The organism is Bacillota bacterium (genome assembly GCA_013178125.1).
Classification (GTDB): Bacteria; Bacillota; SHA-98; order Ch115; family JABLXJ01; genus JABLXL01.
Genome location: JABLXJ010000001.1, coordinates 237,978 through 258,718 on the forward strand (window position 1 = coordinate 237,978; position 20,741 = coordinate 258,718).

General features: G+C 56.6%; 18 protein-coding genes and 1 other annotated feature. Of the genes, 11 read left to right on the forward strand and 7 right to left on the reverse strand.

The window, feature by feature from the left end:
* The first annotated feature begins 508 nt into the window (after positions 1–508).
* Positions 509–772, forward strand: a binding site (T-box leader).
* A 201-nt stretch (positions 773–973) separates the two neighbouring features.
* From HPY71_01195 to HPY71_01215, 5 genes are all read left to right on the forward strand, one after another.
* A complete protein-coding gene (locus HPY71_01195) occupies positions 974–4,261 on the forward strand; it encodes an isoleucine--tRNA ligase (protein NPV52119.1) in 3,288 nt (1,095 codons plus the stop codon).
* A 59-nt stretch (positions 4,262–4,320) separates the two neighbouring features.
* Complete coding sequence (locus HPY71_01200; protein NPV52120.1) at positions 4,321–4,782, forward strand: NUDIX hydrolase; 462 nt, start codon at positions 4,321–4,323, stop codon at positions 4,780–4,782.
* A gap of 168 nt (positions 4,783–4,950) precedes the next feature.
* Positions 4,951–5,958 (forward strand): Ig-like domain-containing protein, encoded by a 1,008-nt coding sequence (locus HPY71_01205; GenBank protein NPV52121.1) that lies wholly within the window; start codon positions 4,951–4,953, stop codon positions 5,956–5,958.
* A gap of 66 nt (positions 5,959–6,024) precedes the next feature.
* Complete coding sequence (locus HPY71_01210) at positions 6,025–7,359, forward strand: MFS transporter (GenBank protein NPV52122.1); 1,335 nt, start codon at positions 6,025–6,027, stop codon at positions 7,357–7,359.
* The gene (locus tag HPY71_01215) at positions 7,356–7,682 is read left to right on the forward strand and encodes a hypothetical protein (GenBank protein ID NPV52123.1); all 327 of its coding nucleotides are present in this window, start codon (positions 7,356–7,358) and stop codon (positions 7,680–7,682) included. Before HPY71_01210 ends, HPY71_01215 begins: the two co-directional genes overlap by 4 nt.
* A 92-nt stretch (positions 7,683–7,774) precedes the next feature.
* Here HPY71_01215 and HPY71_01220 read toward each other — a convergent pair whose 3' ends face one another.
* Positions 7,775–7,966 carry a 50S ribosomal protein L28 gene (locus tag HPY71_01220; GenBank protein NPV52124.1) on the reverse strand — a complete coding sequence of 64 codons (192 nt, stop codon included), beginning with the start codon at positions 7,964–7,966 and terminating at the stop codon, positions 7,775–7,777.
* 279 nt (positions 7,967–8,245) lie between these two features.
* Here HPY71_01220 and HPY71_01225 point away from each other — a divergent pair, with 279 nt between their 5' ends.
* The 5 genes from HPY71_01225 (at position 8,246) to HPY71_01245 (ending at position 12,146) form a co-directional block, all read left to right on the forward strand.
* The gene (locus HPY71_01225) at positions 8,246–8,626 is read left to right on the forward strand and encodes an Asp23/Gls24 family envelope stress response protein (GenBank protein NPV52125.1); all 381 of its coding nucleotides are present in this window, start codon (positions 8,246–8,248) and stop codon (positions 8,624–8,626) included.
* Positions 8,627–8,641: 15 nt separating this feature from the next.
* Positions 8,642–10,348, forward strand: coding sequence for a DAK2 domain-containing protein (locus tag HPY71_01230; GenBank protein ID NPV52126.1), 1,707 nt, complete (start codon positions 8,642–8,644; stop codon positions 10,346–10,348).
* 293 nt (positions 10,349–10,641) lie between these two features.
* Positions 10,642–11,232 (forward strand): 16S rRNA (guanine(966)-N(2))-methyltransferase RsmD, encoded by a 591-nt coding sequence (gene rsmD / locus HPY71_01235; GenBank protein NPV52127.1) that lies wholly within the window; start codon positions 10,642–10,644, stop codon positions 11,230–11,232.
* Entirely contained in the window at positions 11,201–11,716 is a 516-nt protein-coding gene (gene coaD, locus HPY71_01240) for a pantetheine-phosphate adenylyltransferase (GenBank protein NPV52128.1), read from the forward strand. Before rsmD ends, coaD begins: the two co-directional genes overlap by 32 nt.
* Positions 11,694–12,146: an ATPase gene (locus HPY71_01245; protein NPV52129.1), complete on the forward strand. Its 453-nt coding sequence runs from the start codon at positions 11,694–11,696 to the stop codon at positions 12,144–12,146. The genes coaD and HPY71_01245 overlap by 23 nt, the downstream gene beginning before the upstream one ends.
* Before the next feature lie 4 nt (positions 12,147–12,150).
* On the opposite strand, the gene ylbJ is transcribed toward HPY71_01245, so the two are convergent.
* From ylbJ to HPY71_01270, 5 genes are all read right to left on the reverse strand, one after another.
* On the reverse strand, positions 12,151–13,416 hold the full coding sequence (gene ylbJ / locus HPY71_01250) for a sporulation integral membrane protein YlbJ (protein ID NPV52130.1): 1,266 nt from the start codon (positions 13,414–13,416) through the stop codon (positions 12,151–12,153).
* A gap of 186 nt (positions 13,417–13,602) precedes the next feature.
* Positions 13,603–13,806 carry an aspartyl-phosphate phosphatase Spo0E family protein gene (locus HPY71_01255; protein ID NPV52131.1) on the reverse strand — a complete coding sequence of 68 codons (204 nt, stop codon included), beginning with the start codon at positions 13,804–13,806 and terminating at the stop codon, positions 13,603–13,605.
* Between the two features lie 341 nt (positions 13,807–14,147).
* Positions 14,148–15,668, reverse strand: a complete 1,521-nt coding sequence (locus HPY71_01260) for a threonine synthase (protein NPV52132.1) — start codon at positions 15,666–15,668, stop codon at positions 14,148–14,150.
* Between the two features lie 113 nt (positions 15,669–15,781).
* Complete coding sequence (locus tag HPY71_01265) at positions 15,782–16,789, reverse strand: ATP-grasp domain-containing protein (GenBank protein NPV52133.1); 1,008 nt, start codon at positions 16,787–16,789, stop codon at positions 15,782–15,784.
* 60 nt (positions 16,790–16,849) lie between these two features.
* A complete protein-coding gene (locus tag HPY71_01270) occupies positions 16,850–17,641 on the reverse strand; it encodes an NAD+ synthase (protein ID NPV52134.1) in 792 nt (263 codons plus the stop codon).
* A gap of 460 nt (positions 17,642–18,101) precedes the next feature.
* Between HPY71_01270 and murJ the strand changes: the two genes are divergently transcribed.
* The gene (gene murJ / locus HPY71_01275) at positions 18,102–19,793 is read left to right on the forward strand and encodes a murein biosynthesis integral membrane protein MurJ (GenBank protein NPV52135.1); all 1,692 of its coding nucleotides are present in this window, start codon (positions 18,102–18,104) and stop codon (positions 19,791–19,793) included.
* 1 nt (position 19,794) lies between these two features.
* Here the strand turns inward: murJ and HPY71_01280 are convergent, their stop codons facing one another.
* Complete coding sequence (locus HPY71_01280) at positions 19,795–20,370, reverse strand: flavin reductase family protein (protein ID NPV52136.1); 576 nt, start codon at positions 20,368–20,370, stop codon at positions 19,795–19,797.
* Between the last annotated feature and the right edge of the window lie 371 nt (positions 20,371–20,741).

Genomic DNA, 20,741 nt, shown 5'->3' on the forward strand with positions numbered 1-20,741 from the left:
GCGATGATTATCGATATTTATGGTAATATCAAATAATTAAATATGAGAAGGATTTTCACCATCTAGCATCGAATTTATATATTGTATATTGTAGGGGGGTATAACTGCATTGTTCGCTTCCCAGGTGGCTTTGTGGCTTTGAACAGGGGTGTAATATATTCCTATCGCTCCTATCGTGATGTATGCCGTAATATGTATGACGAATGGAGTGAATAAGCGGGTCACGGGATCGCACGTGGTGCATGCGCGACATAACATGACAGGAGGTGGAGGCTATGGCTATTAAATGCCCTGATTGCGGTACTTATAACCTGACTTCGGCGGAGGTCTGCAAGAAATGCGGAGCATCCCTCGGCCCTACGCTGGCAGAGGCACCAAAGACAACGACTTCCGCTCCTAAGCTACCGTTCATCAAACGGATAGTACCGCACCGGAGCCAGGCAAAGAAAGGTTGACTTGATTGAGGCGATGTGCTACACTAGTGGCAGTATAGATGGCATGAACTTTCGGAAAGACGATGAGAGGGAAGAGTAGGCATCGCCGATGGTCAAGCGAGCCGGGGAATGGTGTGAGCTCGGCACTTCAGGGGTGTTGAAAATCACCTTCGAGTTGCAGGTCGAAATCCTCCTGGAGAGTAGGCCGGGCCGGTTGTCCCTCGTTATCGGGAACAGGCATGGGACTGCATATTCCGTGCCGTTTGAGTGGGTTGCAAGTCGCAAGGTTTGCGCCAAATAGGGTGGTACCGCGGGGATATTTGCCTTTCGTCCCTAATCCATAAGGGGCGAAAGGCTTTTTAGTTTACGGGGAATCAGGCCACCAGCGCGCTCACCCGGGCCTGGCGGGAGGGCTAGATAGATGCTGCAGATGCCGCACCCGGGCGGGATCCGGGTAGAATAAAGATTGGGGATTGATTCGAGGATCATTGATTTGAGGACTTGCTTTGAGGATATGCGAAGGGAGCGAACGGAGTAATATGTTCAAAAAGGTAAGCACTGACATGGATTTCCCCCGTATGGAGGAGGAGATCCTGCGTTTCTGGTCTGAACGCCAGATATATAAAAAGAGCCTCGAGCAGACCAGGGGCGGCCAGAAGTTCGTATTCTATGAAGGCCCTCCAACTGCCAACGGCCTTCCCCACCCGGGACATGTGCTCACGCGGGCTATGAAGGACATTATACCGAGGTATAAGACCATGCTTGGCTCCTACGTCTTCCGCAAGGGCGGGTGGGACACCCATGGCCTCCCTGTTGAGCTCGAGGTCGAGAAGGAGCTGGGCATCAGCGGTAAACCCCAGATTGAACGCTACGGCGTCGAGGAGTTTATTGAGAAGTGCAAGGAGAGCGTCTTCAGGTACCGGCGCGAGTGGGAGCGCATGACGGAGCGCGTCGGCTTCTGGATAGACCTGGAGCACCCCTACGTGACCTACCACAATGAATATATCGAGTCCGTGTGGTGGGCCCTGAAGACGATATGGGAGGAGGGCCTTCTCTACAAGGGTCATAAGGTGGTGCCTTACTGCCCTCGCTGCGGGACGGCCCTCTCGAGCCATGAGGTCGCACAGGGCTACGAGGAGGTGGAGGACCCCTCCGTCTACGTGAAATTCAAGGTCGAGGGCGAGGAGAATACATTCTTCCTGGTGTGGACGACAACCCCGTGGACCCTGCCGTCAAACGTGGCGCTCGCCGTCTCACCGGATTATACCTACGCGACAATTGAAATCATCTCAACGGGCGAGAGGTTCATCCTGGCCAAGGACCTCATCGAATCCGCGGTGAAGGATGAATACAGAATCAAGGAGGAATTCGAGGGTGAGGTCATTCTAAATAAGCGATACCAGCCGCTCTTCGATTTCGTCGAAGCTGGTGAGGAGAAGCCTGCTTATCGCGTGATCGCGGCTGATTTCGTGACCCTCACCGAGGGCACGGGGATAGTCCACATGGCCCCGGCGTTCGGCGAGGATGATATGAGGATGGCGGTGGTTCATGATCTTCCAGTGGTGCAGCTCGTCGATACCCAGGGGCGGTTCACAGAGGAGGTGACCCCCTGGCAGGGGATGTTCGTCAAGGAAGCAGATCCCTTGATAATAGAGGATATGAAGCGGACGGGCAAGCTCTACCGGGCCGAGCCTTACCGGCATAGCTACCCATTCTGCTGGAGGTGCGATACACCGCTCCTTTATTACGCCAGGACATCGTGGTTTATCCAGACCACCGCGGTCAAGGATGCCCTCCTCAGGAATAATGCAAAGATAAACTGGTACCCCAATCACATCAAGGAGGGCCGTTTCGGGAACTTCCTCGAAAACGTCATCGATTGGGCTGTAAGCCGCGAGCGTTACTGGGGAACGCCGCTCAATATCTGGATCTGCAGCAAATGCGGCCACGAGCACCCCGTGGGGAGTATAGAGGAGCTCAGGCGCATGGCGAGATCCCTGCCCGAAAGGCTCGAGCTTCACAGGCCTTACATCGACAGGGCGATCCTGGCCTGCCCGGAGTGCGGCGGCGATATGAGGCGCACCCCGGAGGTCATCGATACATGGTTTGATTCGGGCTCCATGCCGTTCGCCCAGTGGCACTACCCATTTGAAAACAAGGATGTCTTCGAGGCGAACTTCCCTGCGGATTTCATCTCCGAGGCCATCGACCAGACGCGGGGCTGGTTCTATACCTTACTCGTGGTGTCGACGCTGCTTTTCGACGAGACGCCTTACAAGAATGTTGTGGTCCTCGGGCATGTCCTGGACGCCGAGGGGGAGAAGATGAGCAAACACAAGGGCAATGTGGTGGACATCTGGCAGATATTCAACAACCAGGGCGCCGACGCCATGCGCTGGTACCTTTATACCGTCAACCCGCCATGGAACCCTACGAGATTCTACATTGAGGCCATAAGCGAATCGCAACGTAAGTTTCTGGGGACCCTGTGGAACGTTTATGCCTTTTACGTACTCTACGCCAATGTTGACGGGTTTGACCCGCGGGCCTGGCATATCGAGCCCCAAAAGAGGCCGCTCCTTGACAGGTGGTTGATCTCGCGCGTTAATTCGCTAGCGCGAAAGGTCCGGGAGGCGCTCGACGGCTACGATGTAACCGATGGGGCCAGGGCGATCGAGGAATTCGTAGATGAACTGAGCAACTGGTATGTGCGCAGGTCCAGGCGGCGTTACTGGGGACCGGAAATGAACGAGGACAAGGTCTCTGCCTATCTCACGCTGCACGAGGCTCTCGTCACCCTTGCCAAGATGCTGGCACCGTTTACGCCGTTCGTAAGCGAGGCTATATATCAGAATATCGCCCGCGGTGGCGGGGAATGCCAGGATGTCCCGGAGAGCGTTCACCTGTGCAGCTACCCGGAGTGCGATGATGGGCTCGTCGACGCCAAGCTGGAGGAGCGGATGGAGCTGGCGCGCAGGCTGGTCTACCTGGGGCGGGCCGCGAGGAACAAGGCTAACATAAAGAACAGGCAGCCGCTGCCGGAGCTGGCCTGCATTGCGGCATCGCAAGGGGAGAGGGAGGATATACGGGGCCTTGAGGATCTCATCAAGGACGAATTGAATGTTAAGGCCCTGACCTTTGCTGATGATATCGGGGAATTCGTCTCCTATCGCGTGAAGCCCAGGTACGACCTGTTGGGTCCCAAGTATGGCAAGCTTATGCCCAAAATCGCTTCGGCGCTCGCTGCTGCAGACGCCGGCAGGGTCGTGGCAGCCTTGAGGAGGGCCGGGAACGTTACATTAGAGCTCAACGGCATGGCAGGCGCGGCAAGCGATGGCGGTGGTGATGGCGATAGCGCAGGCGGTGGGAAGAGCGATACAACGCATGTGACGCTCCTCGAGGAGGAGATAGCTGTTGAGGCCATCGAGAAGGAGGGTTACTGCGTCGCCACTGATGGGCCTTACTCTGTAGCCCTCAATATAACCCCCACCCCGGAGCTCGTGAATGAGGGCTTTGCGCGTGAGCTTGTAAACAAGATCCAGACCATGCGCAAGGAGGCGGATTTCGACATCGAGGACCGCATCAAGACGCGTATATGGGGCAGCGAGCGAATTCGCGATGTCGTCGAGGCATATAGGGCTTACCTAATGGATGAGACCTTATCCCAGGAGATGGCCTGGTGCGGAGAATGCACTGAAGTGGCCCCAACCTCGGAGTGCGCGGAGGAGCGCCCGGCTGGAAGCCCTTACACTAAGAGGTGGAATGTGAACGGCGAGGATGTGACGATCAGCGTGGTGAGGGATAAGGCAGGCGCGCATGAGGCGTAGTCCGGCAGTAGAGGAGCAGAGGATCAGAGGAGTGGAGGAGTGGAGGAGCGGATGCGGATATGGTGATGGGCGCGTGCACGACGGGGAAGGGTGGTAATGGGGCCTCGAGGCGAGAGGTGAGCGCAGGCGGCCTGTTGATATGGGATGGCAGGGTATTTATACTCAAGAATCATCGCCTCGAATGGGTGCTGCCCAAGGGCAAGGTCGAGCCCGGAGAGACCCATGAGGAGGCAGCCCTGCGCGAGGTGAGGGAGGAAACAGGGATCGAGGCCGCCATCGTGAGCAAGATCGGCGAAACGAAGTATGTCTATATCTCTGAGATCACGGGCGAGGCCGTCGATAAGACGGTCCACTGGTACCTCATGCGGCCGTCAGGGTATGACTTCAAGCTTAATTACGAGGAGGGGTTCACTGAGGGCGGCTGGGTCCCGTTTGAGATGGCTGTTGATAGGCTCACATTCGGCGGTGAGCTCGTCAGGAAGGCTCTGCAGCATATTGCGGATATGGACGCGACAAGGTGAGCAGGATATGGTGACAAAAATGATGTAAAATGGGCGATATGAAGCAGCACAGGGGGAGGAAAACGAGAGGATTCGGCGAAGAGTATTCTAGGGTATTCTTTAAGGTGATCCCTTGGCTTGCGATTATCTATTTAGCTAGCTTAGCTTCCACGCTGGAGCTTAGCTTCTATGCCGGAGGTGCAAAACCATTACATGAACCGGATGCTCTCTTCTTCTATTCTGACCCTGTCCTGTCTAGCATGCTCGTTAGCCTTGATCGCAATGCCCGGAGCCGTGGGCTATGCCGCGGGATCCCAGCCGGGGTCCGGGCCGCCGCGCGTCGTAGCGGTTTACCCTTCCGATGGCATGACTGACGTGCCGGTCGACACTGGAATTCATATTATCTTCAGTAAGCCTATGGATCGCGAGAAGGCCATAAATGCCTTCTCGATGTCTCCTTCACCAACGCTGGTTTTCCCGGGTAGCTGGAGAATGTGGAATGACGATACTGTGTTGGTCGTCATGCCAGCCAAGGCTCTCCAGTATGACACCCGCTACGTTGTCACCATCGGAGCGGGCGCCGCCGGTAGGGACGGGAGTGAACTGGGCAGCGAGTATTCATGGTCATTCAGGACGGCAAAGAGGCCCGCGCTGCCGTCGGAGCTTCCTAAGAATGGCGGTTTCGATGCGGGCAACCTTTCGGGCTGGAGTTTCTCGTACGAAGGTGGACCCGGGGAGCCCCCCTCCAGCTGGAGGGTTGTTAAGGATGGCGAGAGGACTCATGTTCTCGAAATATCCCGTGATTTGACCTTTGACATGGGCAGGGCATCCGTCGAGCAAAAGCTCGACGTCGATGTGCCTGTTTCCGGCCTTGTATTTGTCTCCCTCGACCTGAAGCTCGGTGACTATACCAATAAGGTATATACTGAACGCCATGCCTACCCCGCGAAGCTCATCGTGAAATACCTAGGCCAGGACGGGAAGGAGCATGAATTCACCCGGTCTTACTATTATCACCCACCCGTCGATGGCGGGCTGGATAGCTATGCTGAGTTCGTCGAGCTGAACAGGTGGACCTCGAGGTCATATAATCTTTCAACCCTGATCCCGAGGCCCGTGCGGATCGTCAAGATAATTCTTGAGTGCGCAGGCTGGGGATGGTCCACCTCATTTGATAACGTGAGAATAGCATGGTAATAACCGGGCAGACGCCGGCCGCCTGGCAAACAGGTGTTATCACATCTGGAGGGGGTTGCAGGGGGTATGTCGGACTCCCGGTCTGACGCGGGACGCGGCGCCGGTCGTCGTGGACGCAGGGTATCCGAGAAGCTCGTCCGCCGGAATTTCTTCTATACGACGGCTGAGGGGATGTCGACGAACGTAGCTTTCGGGATGGTCAACCCCTTCCTTCCTGTTTACGCTATTGCACTGGGGGCCAACAGCCTCCTCGTCGGCCTCGTGACGGCGCTTCCCGCGGCCGCAAATGTCTTCGCATACCTGCTGGGAGCGGATATAACGGAGAGACGGCCCGAGAACAAGCTCGCAACAGCCGTTACATGGGGTGTGACCCATAGGTTGCTCTACCTCCCGATGGGCTTCATCCCTTTTCTCCCGTGGTTTCGCCCGGAGGCCTTCGTGCTGCTCGTAAGCCTGGCCGCGGTCCCGTTTGCGGTCTCGGTTACCGCCTGGACGGCCATGGTCGGGGATATGTTCCCTGAGAACAGGCGCGGCGAGATATTCGGCCTGCGAAATATGTACGTCGGCTTGACCGGCGTGATGGGAACCATGGCGGCCGGCTATTTCCTCGACTTTGTCGCCTTTCCCTTCAATTATATGTACCTTTTCCTGGCGGCCTGCGGTTTCGCGCTTCTCGGGATTTACTTCATGAACAGGATGGCCGAAATCAGGGTCAGGAGGCGTCCCGTGGAGCGGAGGTCGTTTGGGCAGAGGCTCAGGGCGCTGTTCGAGGACCGGGACCTGGGGAGGAATTTCAGGTACTTCTCCCTGAGCTGCTTCATGCTGTGGTTCGGGTTCGGTTTCACCGCAGCCATGTGGGCGATATACCACGTGCAGGTGCTTAACCTCTCTAACTCGGTAATCGGCCTTTTTACCGTTGTCAACGGGTTGGCCACGGTTGTGAGCTCCGTCGCCTGGGGCAGGGTTGCCGTTCGCAAGGGCGAGCGGCTGGTCCTGCTCACGAGCATGTCGGGCCTGGCTGCCATGCCGGCCCTGTATATGCTAAGCAGGTCGCTTATATTCCTGTTTGGGGCCCAGGTATTCTCCGGGGTTATGATGGGCGGCTTGAACCTCGCTGTGTTTAACCTGTTGCTGAATTATGCAAAGCCCGAGGAAAGGGCGAATGCCGCTGCTGTTTTCAATATGCTGATGAACGCGGCGACCTTTATCGCGCCTTTTATGGGGAATGCGTGGTATAGCGCCTACGGTATAGTATCGACCTTTTACGCCGGGTTTGGAGTGCGGCTCATAGGGCTGGTCTTCTTGTGGAAGATCATGGACAGGGAATTGCCTGGTGTGAGGGCGCTCGCGGCTATGATACGGGAGCGACATTCTCTAGTAGGAAGGAGGCGGTGGGGTTGAAGCTTATAATAGCCATTGTGAAGGATAGCGATAGTCTCGCCCTCCTCGACGCGCTTGCGGAACGGCGGATCGGGGCGACGAGGCTCGCTTCGACAGGGGGTTTCCTGAGGGAAGGGAATACCACCCTGCTGATCGGGGTCGAGGACAACAGGGCCGATGAGGTGATCCATCTCGTGGAGGAGACCTGCCCGCGAAGGGCCAAGGCCGCGCCACAGTTCATACCGGACCAGCTTCAAATGGTGCCGCCGTCCGTCCCCCTTGACGTGGAGACCGGTGGGGCGATCATATTTGTCGCTCCGGTGGAGCGGTTTATCCATATTTGATGAATGCCGTCGGTTAATGCCTTTGCCATTGGCTAATTAAATTGAATTGTAGAAGAAATAATATAGAAGCAAATCGGTGTATAAAAAAGAGCCTATATGGCTCTTTTTACCTTTCCTGCCTTGAGGCACTTGGTGCAGACCCTTATGCGCCTTGGTGTCCCATCGACGATGGCTTTTACCCTCCGTATGTTCGGGAACCACCGCTTTTTGGTTTTGATGTTAGAGTGACTCACAAGGTGGCCGACGTGGCTGTGCTTCCCGCAAATCTCGCATTCATTTGCCATGACAACAAATCACCTCCCGGATGGCGGACCCCTTGTCTTTTATACGGCTATAATACTATCATAAAGATGTGTTCTCTGCAAGGGCAACATCTCGCAGCATCTCGCAACGTCATATTCCTCCTGGGTGCGGCGTTTGGATGCGTCATATGTCGAATATCGGTGGCGATAAGAGGAATAAAGATGAATCATAGAGGAATTTTTGGGGATACGGCGAAGTAAGCTAAGAAAAACGAGATGCCTCCTGTAGTCAAGGCCGACAGGGTTGGAGGGATGCGCGTCGTGGGAAGGGATATGAGCACTGAGCTCGGGCAGATAAATATCGCCGATGAGGTCATCGCGGTTATAGCTGGAACCGCAGCCACAGAGTGCTACGGTGTGGTTGGCATGGCATCCAGGACCATCCAGGACGGGATCGCTGAGCTCCTGGGGAGAGACAATTTGAGCCGCGGCGTGGAGGTCAGGCTTTCGGGCGAAGAGGTGGTTGTCGACCTCTACATCATCGTCGAATACGGTACGAAGATAACCGAGGTGGCCCATAACGCCATGGAAAAGGTCCGATATGTGGTGGAGACGATGACAGGCCTGAAGGTGGCCAACGTCAACGTCGTGGTCCAGGGGGTCAGAGTTGGGCAGGTCGCAAAAAAGAGCAGGGGAGAGTAGGGATAGGGGTTTAAAATGGGAGAGGTAGTGGTTTTGAGGCTCGATTATCTGGATGGATCCGCTCTCATGAAGGCTATAGCAGGCGGCACACAGCTCCTGGAGGAGAACAAGAGCATCGTTGACTCGCTGAATGTCTTCCCGGTTCCCGACGGCGATACAGGGACCAATATGTTTCTAACCCTGAGCGCAGCCCTTCGTGAGGTGGAAAAGCTTAAAGATGCGCCAGTTGCCAGGGTCGCTGAAGCGGCCGCGATGGGGTCCCTCATGGGCGCTCGCGGGAATTCCGGTGTAATATTCTCCCAGCTTTTCAGGGGGTTTGCGATGGGCCTGGGAAACAGGACAACCCTTGATGGGCCAGGGCTCGCGCACGCCCTCCAGGAGGCCGTTAACATTGCCTACAAGGCGGTTATGAAGCCCGTGGAGGGCACGATGCTTACTGTGGCCAGGGAAGCTGCCAGGGCCGCCCTTGCTGCCGCGCGAAGCCGCAAAAATCTACTAGATGTCCTGGCCGCGGCGCTCCAGGCGGCCGAGGACACCCTCGAGCGCACCCCCGAGATGCTTCCTACCCTGAAAGAGGCGGGGGTTGTGGATGCCGGCGGCAAAGGGCTGGTGATTTTTATGAGAGGCGCGCTTGCGGCCCTCCGGGGCGAGCAGGTAAAGCGCAGGAAGGAGCCCATGCTGGCTCCTGCAGCGCCGCCCGAGGCCGTTAGAGAACCCGGAGCTGGAGGCGAGGCGTTAAGATATAGATATTGCACGGAGTTCTTGCTCAGGGGCTCCGGGCTCCCGCTGGACAAGATGAGAGAGGAGCTAGCGGGCTACGGGGATTGCCTTCTGGTGGTCGGGACCCCGGATGTTGCAAAGGTTCACATTCACACCAATAATCCGGGTTTCATCCTGGAATACTGCGTGGCCCTGGGCGACCTCAGTGAGATCCAGATAAACAATATGGCTTTGCAGCATGAGGAGTTCGTTGCCCAGGGGCAGGCCCGGGTGCAGGGGCAGGGCCCCGCGCCTGGCGGAGCCGGGAGCGCTGGGGGGGGAAGTGAGCAGGTCGCCCGGAAGGGCAAGGAGGCCGGCATCATAGCGGTGGCGACCGGGGAGGGGCTGGAGGAGATTCTTAGGAGCCTGGGGGCTGATGTAATAGTCAGGGGTGGCCAGACTATGAACCCCAGCATCGAGGATATAGTCAATGCCGCCGAATCCCTGGATACACCCAAAATCATTATACTTCCAAATAACTCAAATGTAATCCTCACGGCCGAGCAGGCCAGGGGTCTTCTCGACCGCGAGGTTTCCGTTATCCCAACCAGCAGCATCCCACAGGGCCTGGCGGCTCTCATCGCAATGAGGCCGGATTCGGATTTCGACCAGAACGTCAGGCTCATGAATGAGGCCAAGGATAGGGTGCGCACGGGGGAAGTCACCTTTGCTGTCCGGAACTCGAAATATAACGGCGTGGAGATAGGAGAGAAGGATTTTATCGGGATCGCAGACGGGGAGCTCAAGGTCGCCGGGAAGGGGCGAGAGGAGACCGCGAGCAATCTGATTGCCGAGATGGTCACCGAGGCTACAGAGCTGATCACGATCTATTACGGCGAGGAAGTGTCGCTAAGCGAGGCCAGGGTTCTAGCTGAGCGAATCCAGGAGCAGTACCCATATGCCGAGGTTGAGCTCCAGTATGGCGGGCAGCCGATCTACTACTACATTATCTCTATCGAGTGATAGATAAAATTTAAGATGACGGCCTTTCGGCCGTCATCTCGTGGGAGAGGAGAAACCGGAGGAAGAGCTTATGGGGGAGGGTTTCTAAACCCTGATCTAATCTTGCCTCGTGTCCGACGCTTGGATTAGTTAATCCCCCCTGACGGGACCGGGCTTACGTCCCGTCCAGGACTACACCTCCTCTTCGATTCTCTCGATATGTAGTATGCAAAGGACAAGGGGGATTTATTCAGATATTTTTCTTAGAACTTTAAGGTTGCAGTGTAATAATATGGAGGAAGGTTCACCAGTCAATGCGCGTGATCTCCGGCATCGCCAGGGGGCGAAGGCTTAAATCGTTGCGGGGGCTTGCCACCCGCCCTACTGCTGACCGCGTCAAGGAATCCCTCTTCGACATCCTGGGTTTTCGCGTAATCGACGCATCCATTCTCGATCTCTATGCGGGAACCGGCGGCGTCGGCATAGAGGCACTGAGCCGGGGTTCCAGACATGCTGTATTTATTGACGATAACCCGCAGGCGATCGCGGTCATCAGGGACAATCTCGAGCTTGTGGGTTTCGAGGACAGGGCCGAGGTGTATAGGAATGATGCCTTCAAGGCCCTTGAGATATTGAGCCGCCGCGGGTGCCGGTTTGATATCATCTTCATCGACCCGCCTTACGCCATGAGGGTGGGAGGCGAGGTGATCGGCGCGGTGGGGCGCCTTGGGCTGATGGAGGTCTGCGGCACGGCCGTTCTCGAGCATAGCAGGTATGAAGAGGTCCCGATAGAAATCTCGGGGCTGAAAATAATAAGAGCAGAGAGGTTTGGCGACACGATGCTTTCATTCTATAAAAGGGAGGATGCAGGTGGTGGCGATAGCAGTTTACCCGGGAAGCTTTGACCCAGTAACCTGTGGCCACCTGGATATCATAGAGCGGGCAGGCAAGATGTTTGACCTTGTGATCGTCGCCGTTCTGAGGAATCCAAGCAAGAAGCCACTGTTTACTGTAGAAGAGCGAGTTGACATGCTTCAATCCGCGGTTTGCCATCTAAATAATATCCGCGTTGACCACTTTGGCGGATTGCTCGTGGACTATGCAAGGCGGCAAGGGGCCACAGCCATCATCAAGGGGTTGAGGGCGGTGTCGGATTTTGAATATGAATTCCAGATGGCTTCGGTTAATAGGAAGCTCGATCCCACAATAGAAACCCTCTTTATGATGACTAGCAATGAATATGCCTTTCTTAGTTCCAGCGTGGTCAAAGAGGTAGCAAGCCTTGGGGGCTGCATTCGGGGCCTGGTCCCTGAGGAGGTTGAGAAGAGGATCCGCAGGAAGTTTCGGGAAACTGGAGGGAACGACTTTGGGCAAGACAAAGGTAATTGATCTTCTCGACAGGCTTGAGGTGGCGATTGAGTCGGCGCGGCGCGTCCCGCTCATCGGCAAGGCGATGGTGGATTCATACGAGCTCCTTGAGATCATCGACCAGATCCGAATCGCCCTGCCCCAGGAGATCAAAGACGCTGAGCTGCTTCTCAGGGACAAGGAGAGGCTGCTTTCGGAAGCCAGGGCCGAGGCTGAACGCCTGGTTAGTTCCGCCCAGGACCACATCGCGAGCCTCGTAGACAATAATGAGGTCGTCCGGGCTGCCCGTGCAGAGGCTGAAAGGATCCTGGTGGAGAGCCGGAATGAAGTCGAGGCAATGAAATCCGGCGCGGATGAATACGTCGATGAGACCCTCGCCAATCTGGAGGAAAACCTCCAGCGCGTATTGAAGGTCGTGCGTAAGGGGAGGGAGGAGTTGAGGAGGAAGTGAGGCCCTACTTCCTCCTGAGGTCGACCTTGAAGCCAAAGATGCTGAATGACCGGCTCATGCGGATAATGAGCGAGGCTCCGACCAACACGCCCGTGATGAGCAACAAGTGGGCGCCGCGAAGCCACAGGCGCGTCGCCAGGGGCACGCCGGGCGCGGCTGCCTTCGTGACGAAGGTCGGGACAACGACGCCCCCCACCACCTTTCCAGCAGGGCCCATGAGGAGGAACGTGATCGCCATCGCGAGGGCCGCCTGGATCATGCGGGCGATCACATAGGGGCCGATTCTAATGTCTGTACCCTCGGTCATGCTTGTAACCTGTGCGAAGACTGACAGGCCGCTCCACGCGATTATTGCGCTTGCAGCCATGACGCGCTGCACAAGCGGGCATGCGGCCTTGCTTGCAAGCTCGCTTCCTATAGTTATCTCGAAGAGGCCGCTGATGAAGGGTGTTGCAAGTGCCTGACTCATTCCAAATGGCTCCATTATGAAGCCCAGCGGCAATGCTATCAGTTTCGTTACGCCCACGATTGTCAGCACGCGGATTATCACAGAGAACATGATTATGACGCCGCCAATGAGAAGGAGGGAATTCACCGAATCCCTCACCGAATCCCCGAAGAGCTGGCCAAAGGACCTGCCGTCATCCCTGCGGGCCCGGTAAAGATCGCGGACGGCCTTTGCTAATATGCTTTCTCCCTTTCTGGGGCGACGCATCAGCGGGATTCTCTCGCGCTCAACCCCGTTCCTTCCGTGAAGGCGCATGATAAATCCCAGGAGGATGCTGGAGATGTAGTGAGCTGCTACAATGACCGGCCCGAGCGACGGCATCTCGAACATTCCAACGGCAACAGCCCCAGCCATGAAAAGGGGATCAGCAGTATTCGAAAAGGCGAGGAGTCGCTCCGCCTCTACTCGAGTGCAGAGGTTCTCCCTGCGGAGCCTGCCCGTGATGCGCGCCCCCATCGGATAGCCTGATGCAAGGCCCATGGCGACAGCGAACGCCCCGACGCCGGGCACGTCGAAGAGGGGCCTCATCAGCGGCTCGAGGAGAGCCCCGAGGAAGTGGACGACTCCCAGCCCCATCAAGACCTCCGCTGCAATAAAGAAGGGGAGGAGCGCCGGGAATACTATCTCCCACCAGACCCGCACCCCTTCCAGGGACGCCTTGAATGACTCCTCGGGGTAGGCGATTACGGCAGTTGTCACGAGAAGCGCGATGAAGGCTATGAGATAGGCCGAGCGTTTGCTGATGGCACTCTGCTTTCTCATCGGTCTCTCCTCCCTCCGGTACGCTATATCTATATTAGGGATGGGACTAGATTATTCTAGTTGAGGGAGAAGATAACCGGCCCAGCTCAAGGCATGACGCTCCAGTGGAGGTTCCCTGTGGCCGCATTTTGGGCACAGGGCTTATCAAGAGGGAGGAAAGCGAAAGCGCTGGTTGCCGGTAAAGCTCTATCTATTAACCGTTTTCAGGAGATTTAAGCGGGTGAATTCGACGATCAATTCATCCAGCTCCTGGCTAGCTCTTTGCACCTCATCCGACGTTAGGATGAATCCCCGTTCTTCCGCGGTTTTATGGAGTTTCGCTCTAAGCATCTCTATTCGTTCATTGAGTTCGCGTGTCTCTGCATTCAAAATCTTTATCATTTTCATCAAGATTTTAGTATCCTCCTGAGAACTATTGGAAATCTAGGAGCGATGAGGAATTGCATGACCAGTACATCCACCATGGCGATTCATGGGGGGTAACGTAATGTTATAGCAACTCATCGGACCCCAATGCAACAGACATACTATAGCAGACGCGCAGCATTTTTCCAAGTCTCGCGGGCGGGTGCCAGGGTGTAATCATGGCTGGAAAATAGATAAACTGCGGGGGATTTCGGGACAAGGTTGAGAGTTTCTCTAAAAATCATCAAAGCATCCCCAGGTGCCTAAGTCCCAGGATCCATGCTCGGTACCATGCCCATGCCCGGCGCGGTCCGGGACTCGGGTGCCTAGTTGGGGCTAAGCAGCTGCATCACCACGTTACGCATCTCGGCAGGGGCGCACTCGATCGTATGCCTGGGGGACTTGAATTCAAGGTCTCTCAGGCCTTCAGGTATGGGCATATTGCCGATATCAGCGAGAACCCGTAGGAGATCGAACTCGCTCTGTCCCTGGATCTGTTCCTCTCCAGCTATCGCCTTGACCACGCTCCCAGCAAATTTAAACGGGCTCGCCGTCGATGCAAGAATAGTTTTGCGCCTATCCTGGGTGGCGGCCACATACTTGTCATGCACATTCTTGCCGACAGCGGTATGGGTATCCAGGACATAGTGGTAGCTGTCATATACCGCCTTGATTGTAGCGATGGTCTCGGCCTCGGTCGCGTAATCCGCCCAGAACAGCTCCGTGAGCGCACCCTTGACATCGCTGTCCACCTCATACGTGCCGGTCCCTGCGAGATCATGCATCCATTGCCTGACGAGCTTCCCATTATGACCCGTCAGTTCAAAAAGGAGGCGCTCCAGGTTGCTTGAAACCAGGATATCCATGGATGGGGAGATGGTTTGCACAAACCTGCGTTTTCTGGTATATACGCCGGTCCTCATAAAATCCACAAGGACGTTATTCTCGTTGGATGCGCAGATGAGCTTGTGTACAGGCAATCCCATCCGCCTGGCGTAGTAAGCCGCGAGGATGTTGCCGAAGTTGCCCGTGGGAACGGCGATGTTGACCTCCTCGCCCGGCGCGAGCTCGCCCATGGTCACAAGGTCGCAGTAGGCAGATATGTAATAGACGATCTGTGGGACGAGCCTTCCCCAGTTGATGGAGTTGGCGGAAGATAGCCTGAATCCCATCTCGGAGAGGAGAGCGTTGAAGCCTTTATCACCGAATATGCGTTTCACTCCCGTCTGGGCTTCGTCGAAGTTCCCCAAAATGCCTACTACCGCAACATTCCGGCCTTCCTGGGTCACCATCTGGCGCTCCTGCACCTCGCTCACGCCTGCATGCGGGTAGAACACGATTATCCTAGTGCCGGGGACATCCTTGAATCCCTCAAGGGCAGCCTTGCCTGTGTCCCCGGAGGTGGCCACCAGGATGACGATCTCCTTCTCCTCGGAGGTCTTCATCGAGGCGAGGGTCAGGAGGTGCGGCAATATCTGGAGCGCGACATCCTTAAAGGCGCAGGTGGGGCCGTGCCAGAGTTCGAGGATATAAAGTTGGGATCCTGGTCCTGCAAGAGGCCTCACGGGTGCAACACCCTTGACATCGAAGGCGCCGCGCCCGTATGCGGCCCTGATGCAGGCTGCGAGCTCTTCATCCGTAAAATCCGTTAAGAATGCCCCGAGGATGACCTTTGCCCTCTCGAGGTAGCTCATTCCGACCATATCGTCAATGGTGCAGGCCCCACTCATTCCGAGCTCCGGCACGCGCTCGGGGGTGAAGAGCCCGCCGTCGGGGGCGATGCCAAGTTTAATGGCTTCGGCCGGAGTTGCAGCGAGGCCTGGATTGCGTGAGCTGATGTAAAGCATGTGAATCCTCCCCGAAAGAGCTTACAGTAATTAAACGAGCTAATGATCACTAATACAGTGTATTTATACATGTAGTATACATTTTGCCGGGCACGGCCGCAAGCGTCATAACGTCATAAATTGTATCTTTCAGCGGCGTAGTCCAGGATTTTGAGCGCCAGGCCCTCAAACGTCATTCCCACAGCCTTCGACATGACGGGAAAGGCGCTATACTCTACGAATAGCCCCGGCAGGGAGTTCAGCTCGAGCACATAGGGTAGACCATCAGCTCCCAGGATGATGTCCACCCTTGCATAATCCCTGCAGCCGAGCGCCGCATAGGTCTTGAGGGCCGCGTTGCGGATCGCTGACGCCTCGGCCTCACTGAGGTCAGCAGGGCATTTGCACCCTCGGGTATAGCCAAACTTGGCCTTCACATCGTAGGTGTAGGCGGATTCTCTCCCGTCATGGGGCAGCTCGAGGCCGATCTCCAGGATGGGAAGGGTGTAAGGCTTTTCGTTGCCCATAACCCCTACCGTAAATTCGCGGCCGGCGATAAACTCCTCAACTATAACTGGCTGCTGCAATTCGTGGAGAACTCGACGGATCCGGCTAACGAGCTCATCCACTGTGTTGACGATGGACTCACTCGTTATGCCTCGGCTCGACCCCTCGCGAGCCGGTTTTACAATCACGGGGAAACGCAGGGGCAGGGACTCCGACAGCGATCCTGTCATCTCCGCCGGATCTTTCCTGACCAATATGAATTCGGGCGTCCTCACCCCATCGTGCGCGAGGATCTTCTTTGTTATTCCCTTATCGAGGGCTATGCCGTGGGCCAGGGGCCCTGAGCCTGTATACGGTATATTCATCACTTCGAGAAGGGCGGGGACATACGACTGGCTGGCCTTGCCCTCGATCCCTGTAGCGAGGTTGAAAACTATGTCCGGCGTGAAGTCCTCGAGCGCGCCCATGAGATATCGCGTTGCATCATAGAGCACCGTTTGATGCCCTGCGCTGTTGAGGGCGCTTTGCACCCTGGCTATTGTCTGTCCTTTATATTGAGGCCTGTCTTTGTATATCTTCGCTTCCGCGGCTTCCGTCATTCTCCGGTTGAAGACTATGGCGACCCGAAAGCCCATGATCGAACCCCCTTCCTTTAGATGATGTTGCTGTGTTGCTGAATTGCGGGTGTTACTCTATCACCGGTATACCCGACCTGAGGGGCATGGCGGTACTATGGGGACGTTTCGCTTGAATTCTGTATTGCGAGCCCTGGCGAGGACGCATTCCACGAGATCGCCGTCCAGGCCTGCTGCCTGGAGCTGATCCTTTGTATAGCCCTTGTCGAAGGCGAGGCGCAGTATGGGATCGGCATCTTCATAGGAGAACCCGAATTCCCTCTCGTCCGTTTGGCCCACCCAGAAGCCGGCTGTCGGCGGGCGATCGATTATGGTTTGCGGCACACCGAGAAGCTCGCCGAGCTTCTTCACCTCGGTCTTATATACCCAGGCGAGTGGGTTTATATCGCACGCCACGTCACCAAAGACCGAGAAGTAGCCGAGGAGATGCTCCGACCTGTTGCCGGTGCCAAGGACAGCGGCGTTATTCATGGCTGCGACATGGTAGAGGATCGACATTCGCTCGCGCACCATCTTGCTCCCGATTCGCCGGGGGTCGTCGTCGGGCACCAGGCTCCTGTAGACCTCCATGAGCGGCGAGATATCGATCTCGAGAAGATTTATCCCGAGGTTCTCTGCGACGGCGCGGGCATCCCTGGCCAGATCAGTGCTGGCCGTGCCGCTCGGGAGCGATACCCCCAGCACCCTCTCCCTGCCGAGGGCCTCCACGGCGAGATAGGCGGCGACAGTGGAGTCTATGCCCCCGGATAGGCCTATTACGGTTTTGTCATAAGGAGTCTGCTTGATTGCCGCTGCGATGAAATCGACGAGGTCGCGGCGTAGATCCTGGTAGCAGGTAGGTGAATTTTGCATGAAGATCCCTCCAATGTACTCAGCCTTTACCCCCAACAGGCCTGGTATTCCTCGATTCAGGCCCTTGCCAGTGGGAAGGCTCCTGGTTACTGGTTACCATATCATAATATTTCGCATATGTCAAACCCGGGCCGGGCGGCAGACGGGCAGGCAGCCGGGAGGTGGGATGGAGACACCACCTGAGCCCGGTTGCATAATCGCCGGACCCTCATAGCCGGCGGATATAGCTGGCGGATATGGATGGGGCGGGTATAGCCGGCGGGTATGGGTGGCAAAAAACTGCGTGCAATGACTCTGAACATGCAGGTATTCGGACCACGAATCGAGAATAGCCTCAGGCGGGGTATTTAGGCGAGATATTTCTATAGTATGTATGTTCGAGTCATTGCGACTGGATGCCGACCGGTACAGGGAAACCGGGCGGTGCGGATAGTTGCAGGTTGTGGAGGTTTGGAGCCACGTGACAAGGAAAACGTTGCTTATCAGGGCATCTCTTGCAGTCAGCGCTGGGGCCATCCTCAGCAAGGTCCTGGGGTTCGTAAGGGAAATGGTCATAGCTGCGAGGTTCGGGGCGACAGCCCACGTTGACGCATATGTCATAGCCCAGGGACTTCCGGGTCTCCTGTTTGCGGCCATCGGGGGAGCGCTTGGGACAGTAGTGATACCTCTCTTTACTTCAAAGCGCGTCAAGGAAGGGGAGGACTGCGCATTCCGGATGGCCGGCACCATCTGGAATGTGGTGGCACTCGGCGCGATCATCCTCATCATATTTGGGGAAGTCGCTATGCCCTGGCTCGTGCGCCTGGTCGCTCCGGGTTTCAGGGGAGCGGTTTTCAATGAAACGGTCATTCTTGGCCGGATCCTAATGCCGGCAGCCTTCTTCACGGGCGTCGGCCTCCTCGCCCGGGGGATGCTTAACTCCCTCCAGCACTTTACGGTGCCGGCCTTTGCGGACCCTGTTCAAAACATCATTATAATCGCCATAGTGCTGACTTTCGGGCACATATTTGGCATCAGGGGCCTGGCCGCAGGCACGCTCCTGGGCATGGGTGCGCAGCTTTTCATGATCTGGCCCGTGCTCGCACGCCGCGGTTTTCACCCGGGCCTGCGCATAGACTGGCGCATGCCCGAGCTTCGCGAAATACTGCTCTTGACGATGCCGGTTCTGGTCGGGACTGGGATAGGAACCATCAATGCGCTCGTCGACAGAATGCTTGCGTCGGGGCTCCCCGAGGGGAATGTGGCGGCGATGAATTATGCCATGCGCGTCTATACGCTCCCGATGGTCCTCTGGGGGACAGCCCTGGGCACCGTCTTATACCCCACCATGACGGAGTTCGCTGCGGCCAGTGAATGGGGCAGGATCGCGGATAGCATCCGCCGCGGCCTGAGGCTGGCTGCCTTTGGGCTGTTGCCGATGAGCGCGGGGTTGATAATATTGAGCGGGCCGATCACCAAGCTCGTTTATGAGCGTGGCGTGTTCGACCCGCGGGCGACGAGCCTCACGGCCAGCGTCATGGCCATGTACAGCATTGGGGTGGTGGCGATAAGCTGGCGGGATATAGCAGGCCGTGCGTTTTACGCGTTGCACGATACCTTGACCCCCTTGTGGACCGGTGTTTTGGCTGTAGGCGTGAATATAGGGCTCAATCTCGCACTCGTGGGCATCATGGGGTCGAGGGGTCTCGCCCTCGCTACAGCTGTTGCCAGCTGGGTTGGGGCTCTGTCGCTGGCGTGGCTTCTCGAGGGTAAGCTGGCGCGGGCCGACCGGGAGGGCACTCAGGCACTACCGCTCCGGGCATCGCAGGCACCGTTGGTGCGACAGCCGGTGCAACAGGCGGGCGCGCGTGCAGCCCGGGTGCTTGACCGGGCCTTCTGGCGGGAGGTGAGTAAGAGCGCGGCAGCCACCGCTGCGATGGCCGCGACCGTCGCGGTGTTCTGGCAGCAGGTCGCGGTGCCCAGGGTGAATTCCGGTGGAACAGTTATTGTCGCTGCGTTGCTTCTCGCTGATGCCGGGCTTGGCGCGGTGACCTACCTGGCTGCGGCCATTGCCTTGAAGATCGAAGACATCAAGCTCTTCACCGAGGTTGTGGGTCGTATATTCCTGCGTGCACGAGGGGTTTTTTCGCGGATACTCTTGAGGCATGCATAACTTAAGCCCTGCGCCGCGGCTTCCTCACGGAGAATCCAAAATACCCTTTCATCTTCCCGATCTCGGCATAATGCCCATGCACCCAGGCTATGAGGTTTGCCTTGGCGAGGTCGAGATGTCCCTTCTTATCCACCAGGTTCTCGTCGACGTGGATAGCCACGATTTCACCGACGAACATATCGTGGGAGCCCAGAGAGATGGTCTGTCTCAGGCGGCATTCAATGTTGATGGGGCACTCTTCGATGATGGGAGCCTCGACGACCGAGGCTGGAACTGGTGTCAGGCCAGCGGCCGCGAATTTATCCATATCCTTTCCGGATTTCACGCCGCAGAGGTCCACGGCGCGAATGAGCCTCTTGCTCGGGAGGTTAACCACGAATTCACCGCTCTGGGTGATCAGGGTATGGGAGTAGCGCTCAGGTCTAACAGATATTGAGAGCATGGGCGGCTCGGAGCATACCGTGCCCGTCCAGGCCACTGTAAGCACGTTGGGCGGTCCCTCCGTGCCCTTACTGCTTACCAGTACCGCAGGAACGGGGTAGAGTAGAGTGGAGGGCTTCCAGAGCTGTTTAGGCATGAACAGTACCTCCTCATACGCGAATTGTAGGCGAATTATATGTGAACTGATTGTATGTGAATTGTATGCAAATTACGGCCCGCTGGCACGCGCTGGCATGCAGGCAGGGCTCTCGTTTCAGTTATCTCCATAATATACGATTTTATGAAATTTGCAAGGCTTTGGCTACTTGAGCTTAGCATGGCGGCATCCCCGTTAAATCTATAAAAGTTTGAATCCAGGTATACTTGATGGCAGATTACAATACGATAATTTCTGAGCCGACATTTCGGTGGTCTTTATGAGTTGCAGACATGATATGCACCCCAGGGCGGGCCTCGCGCTTGGCGCCGGGAGTGCGCGTGGGCTGGCCAACACTGGTGTTTTAAAAA